This window comes from Polaromonas sp. P1_E1_2 (assembly GCF_056406035.1).
This window is the reverse complement of the sequence record NZ_JBFUAZ010000289.1, coordinates 1-5091: the sequence shown is the minus strand read 5'-3', so window position 1 is coordinate 5091 and position 5091 is coordinate 1. Positions and strand designations below refer to the sequence as shown.

General features: G+C 67.1%; 3 protein-coding genes and 1 pseudogene. 2 read left to right on the top strand and 2 right to left on the bottom strand.

The window, feature by feature from the left end; translation table 11 throughout:
- A pseudogene (locus tag AC1D1P_RS13880) lies at positions 1–631 on the bottom strand (hypothetical protein); the annotation flags it as partial.
- On the bottom strand, positions 632–1276 hold the full coding sequence (locus tag AC1D1P_RS13875; protein ID WP_477673388.1) for a response regulator: 645 nt from the start codon (positions 1274–1276) through the stop codon (positions 632–634). It abuts the pseudogene before it with no gap.
- Positions 1277–1421: 145 nt separating this feature from the next.
- Between AC1D1P_RS13875 and AC1D1P_RS13870 the strand changes: the two genes are divergently transcribed.
- Together AC1D1P_RS13870 and AC1D1P_RS13865 are read left to right on the top strand one after the other, a co-directional pair.
- Positions 1422–3167, top strand: a complete 1746-nt coding sequence (locus AC1D1P_RS13870; RefSeq protein WP_477673387.1) for a ShlB/FhaC/HecB family hemolysin secretion/activation protein — start codon at positions 1422–1424, stop codon at positions 3165–3167.
- A 105-nt stretch (positions 3168–3272) separates the two neighbouring features.
- Positions 3273–5091, top strand: a 1819-nt coding sequence (locus tag AC1D1P_RS13865) for a two-partner secretion domain-containing protein (RefSeq protein ID WP_477673386.1), incomplete at its 3' end; no start/stop codon positions are given.

Below are 5091 nucleotides of genomic sequence, written 5' to 3'. Positions count from 1 at the left end.
GCAGGTGGATGTAGCGGCGCGTCTTGAACCACAGCGGGATGGCGCCGAACAGGCAGATCGGCACCGCGAACATCAGCATCGTGGGGGCGATGCTTTGCAGGAAACGGCGCACCTGGAAGGCCGGCCCTACGGCCGCAGTGGTTCCCAGGCTCATGCGCGAAAGTCCGCCGCGGGTGTCGGCGCTGCCGCTGACGCGCACCTGCAGCAGGTTGCCCGAGGGCTTGAGTACGTGGCCTCCGAGGGGCACCCACAGCGCGCGGTTGCGGGTAAATCCATTGCCCGTGCCAAGGTCCAGCCGTTCGCCGTTGAGCCAGAACTCGCCCAGGTCAGCCACACGCGGCACGACGAGCACAAGTTCATGCTCCGGGCCGGTAGCGCCGGCGGCCTTCAGAGGGGCGTCGAGCGCGATCGAATACCAGGCGACGCCGTCAAAACCAGGGCGGCTGCGGCGCCAGTTGTCGGGCAGCGTGACGGGCGAAGCCTTGCTGAAATCGACTTCGGCGGGGCGCCCTGCGTCTTCAGTGATGACCACCGCCCGTTCCAGGGTGGCCGCCGTGGCGCTCCAGGACGGCGCCGCCAGCATCAGCGTGGCGCAGGCGCATAGCGCGGCCCATATGCCCTGCAATCGCATTCAGATCAGTCCCCGGGCACGCGCCTGGTTCACGGCTTCGACGCGCGAGTGCACGGCCAGCTTGCCGTAAATGCTCTTGATATGGGCGGCCACGGTAGACGGCGCGACGTCGAGGTGCCGCGCTGTTTCGGGCACCGAAAGGCCTTGCGAGATGGCCGTCAGCACGTCTTTTTCGCGAGGGGTCAGCGGCTCCATCAGCCAGCGCTGTGCCTCTGTCCGTGGTGCGGCGAAGCTGCGCAGGAGATAGCGCGCCACCTGCGGCGAAAGCGGGGCTGCGCCTTCGCTCACGGCGCGGATCGCACGGCCGAATTCCGCGGTCGGTGTGTCTTTGAGCAGGTAGCCGTGGGCACCCGCCTGCAGGGCGCGCACCACGTGGGCCTCGTCACCGAAGATGGTCACCACCAGGATGCTGGTGTGGCGCGAGCGGCGGGCCAGGTCCGCGATCAGTTCGGTGCCGTCGCCGTCGGGCAGGCCCAAATCAATCAGTGCAACGTCCGGCTGGGCAAATGAAAAGCTGCGCCGTGCCTCAGCGCAGGAACCCACCGCCTCCAGCAGCCTGAGGCCAACATCTTCACGCACCATGCGCGCGAATTCCTCGCGAATTGGTGTGTCGTCTTCCACCAGGGTCACGGTCAGGATGGACATGGATGCGCTTGATTCTTTCAGTTGTTGTTGGGGCTGACGCCGCCGTGAATCTTAGCGGGTGCGCCTATTTGACCGCAAAAAAATTCGGACCGTCTCCCCGAATCAGGGGAGGCGATTGCCTTCCCGGCCCGACACCATACGCGGCATGCAAACCACTACCCGATCCACGACAGGCGCTTCGCTGCCGCTGCGTCAGGGCTTTTACGCCTCTCCCTGGCCCGTGCGCCGCGCCGCGGCGCTGTTGTGCGGAGCCGCGTGCCTGGCCGGGCTGGAGCCTGCAGCGGCGGCCAGCCCTCCCGATGCCGGCAATGTGTTGCAGCAACTCAGGCCTGCGGCTCCCGTGCCTCGCGAAGATGCGCCGGCTGTGCTGCCTGCAGCACCGGCCGCGGCATCCCCGATGCCACAGGCATCACCGGAGGATGCTGCAATCCAGGTGCGGGTGGCGCAGATAAAAATTTCGGGGGCCACCGCTTTTTCTGAAGCAGACCTGCTCACGGTGGTGCAGGACGCCATCGGCCGTGAGCTTGACTTCGCCGGTCTCGAGGAACTGGCGGTGCGCCTGAGCCGCTTTTATCGCCAGCACGGCTATACGGTGGCGCGCGCCTACCTGCCCCAGCAGGACATCCAGGATGGTGTGGTGAAAATCGCCGTCGTGGAGGGCCGTTATGGCGCCATCACCGTGAAGCCTCAGGGCGAGTTGCCCGCGCCGCTGCCACTGGCCGCGCTGGTGCCGGGCGAGCTGGTGAACGACGCAGCACTGGAGCGTTCGCTGCTGCTGGCAGCCGACGTGCCCGGCATCGCGGTGCGCTCGACCCTGCAGCCCGGCGCGTCGGTGGGCACCAGCGAACTGGTGGTGGACGTTGAGCGGGGGCCGGCTGTCACGGGCTTGCTGGAGGCCGACAATTTCGGCAGCCGCGCCACCGGCCGCGAACGGGTAGGCGCCAGCCTGTACTTCAACAACCCGGCCGGCCTGGGCGACCTGGTGTCCCTGCGCGCATTGACCGCCGGGAGCGATATGAACTACGCGCGCCTGGGGTGGCAGTTACCGGTGGGCGGCAACGGCACGCGCGCGGGCGCTGCCGTCTCGGTGATGAGGTACCGCCTGGGCGGGGAGTTTGCAAACCTGGACGCACACGGCGACGCCTCCATAGCCACCCTGTTCGCCGCGCACCCGGTGCTGCGCTCACGCCTGCACAACCTGAACGCGCAAGTCAGTGCCGAGCACAAGCGCCTGCGCGACCGCATCGACCTCGTCGGTTCTGCCGATGACAAGCATCTGAACCTGCTCAATCTTGGCCTTTCCGGTGATGCACGCGACGGCTGGGTTGGCGGTGGCGTCTGGGGGTTTTCGGCCACTTATACGCGCGGCCAGCTGGCCATTAACAGTGCCGACGCATTGGCCATCGACGAGGCCACCGTGCGCAGCGCCGGCAGCTTCGGCAAGCTGGGCCTGCTGGCCATGCGCCAGCAAAGCGTCGGCAAGGCCAACTTGCTGGTCTCCTATACCGGCCAGTGGCCCAGCAAGAACCTGGACTCGTCCGAAAAGCTGCCGCTTGGCGGCGCTGGCGCCGTGCGCGCCTACCCGCAGGGCGAAGCGCCGTCAGACCGCGCCAGCCTGCTGACGCTGGAACTGCAATACCCGCTGGGCGCCGGCTGGCAGCTGGTCGGCTTTTACGACGCGGCCGTTGGCTACGGCAATGAGCAGCCGTTGCCCGGCGTTGGCGCGTCAAACCGGCGAAGCCTGTCGGGTGCCGGTCTGGGCCTGAACTGGGCGCATGCCGACGGCTGGAGCGCACGCTTCTTTTACGCACGCAAGCTGCACGGCGGCCCGGCCACCGCCGAGCCGGATCGCAGCAGCCGGCTGTGGCTGCAGGTGTCCAGGAGTTTTTGAGTGGCCAACGCACCGCCTGTTTCACGCTACATATTTGATAGCTGCTTGCGCACGTCCTGAAAGGGCTGCAGCCCGATTTGATTCACAACCGAAGGAAAAACCGCCATGAACCACACCTACCGCGTCATCTGGAACGAAGCCGGTGCCTGCTTTGAAGCCGTGGCCGAAACAGCCAGCGGCAAGGGCAAACGCAGCCTGGGCAAGCGTGAACGCAAGCTCCGCGCGTTGGCCCTTGCCGCCGGCTTGGCAGCGGCGCAGGCGCTGGCCGCTCCCACGGGTGGCCAGGTCAGCGCGGGCCAGGGTGGCATCACGCAAAGCGGCAACACCACCACCATCACCCAGACCACACCCAAACTTGCCATCAACTGGCAGAGCTTCGGCGTTGCCGGCAACGAGAGCGTCAATTTCGTGCAGCCCGGATCGAATGCCGTTGCACTCAATCGCGTGCTGGGCACTGAGGCCAGCCAGATCCTGGGCCGGCTCAATGCCAACGGCCAGGTCTTCCTGCTCAACCCCAACGGCGTGTTGTTCGGCCAGAGCGCGCAGGTCAGCGTGGGCGGGCTGGTGGCCTCGACGCTGGGCATGAGCGATACCGACTTCATGGCCGGGCGTTATGTGTTGCGCGCCAGTGGCAGTGGCGCCAGCGTGCGCAACGAAGGCACGATACGTGCCGCCGACGGCGGCAGCATCGCGCTGATTGGCGGCCAGGTCAGCAACACCGGCACGCTGGTGGCCAACCTGGGTACGGTGGCCCTGGCCGCCGGCAAGCAGGTCACGCTCGACTTCGCAGGAGACGGCCTGCTTAAACTCGCGGTGGACGAAGGCGCGGTCAATGCGCTCGCGCACAACGGCGGGCTGATACAGGCAGACGGCGGCACGGCCTTGCTCACCGCGAAAGCGGCCGACGCGCTGGCCGGCACCGTGGTCAACAACACCGGCGTCATTCAGGCGCGCACACTCGAAAGCCGCGGCGGCGTCATCAAACTGCTGGGCGGCTTTGACGGTGGCACGGTGCAGGTGGGCGGCACGCTGGATGCGTCCGCACCCAGTGGCGGCAACGGCGGCTTTATCGACACCTCGGGCGCGCATGTCAAGGTGGCTGAAGGCTCACACGTCAGCACGCGCGCCGCGCAGGGCAAGACCGGCACCTGGCTGATTGACCCCGCGGACTTCACCATCGCCGCGAGCGGCGGCGACATCAGCGGCGCCACGCTGTCCGCCAATCTGGCCAACAGCGACGTCACCATCCTGTCAAGCAGCGGCAGCAACGCGGCGGGCAACGGCGACATCCACGTCAACGACAACGTGAACTGGAACGCCAACACACTGACGCTAACCGCTGCGCGCGACATCAACATCCGCGCCGTGATGGACGCGACCGGCAGCTCGGCCCTGGTCATGAACACAGGCACCGCCAACGGCGCCGATGCAGGTGTGGCCGGAGGCAAGGTCAAGGTGCCGGTGGACCCGCTCACAGGATTCGCCGGCCGCGTGAACTTCGACCGGGCGGGCACGGGTTTTCTCACCATCAACGGCGAGGGCTACATCGTCATCAACACCCTTGGCACCGAAGGCTCCACCACGGGCCTGCAGTCCATCAACCTCGACGGCGGCCTGCGCTACGCGCTGGGCGCAGACATCGACGCCAGCGCGACCGCGGGCTGGAACGGCAACAAGGGTGCCTCGCCGCTGACGGGGCTGGGCGGCGTGATGGACGGTCTGGGCCACGCCATCAGCAACCTGAAGCTCTGGGTGCCGACGAGCATGACGGGCCTGTTCTCGGTGATCGGCGGAACGGTCAGGAACCTGGACCTCGTCAACGTGACGGGCAATGCTTTTACGGGTGCAGGCGCACTGGCCAGCGACGCCAACAATGCCACGCTGCACAACCTGCGTGCCTCAGGCACGCTGGCAGGTCCCGGGT

What these genes read in the sequence shown, in the direction of transcription:
- AC1D1P_RS13870 (WP_477673387.1), top strand. Translation starts at nt 1,422, where the DNA reads ATGCAAACCACTACCCGATCCACGACAGGCGCTTCGCTGCCGCTGCGT.
- AC1D1P_RS13875 (WP_477673388.1), bottom strand. Translation starts at nt 1,276, where the DNA reads ATGTCCATCCTGACCGTGACCCTGGTGGAAGACGACACACCAATTCGC.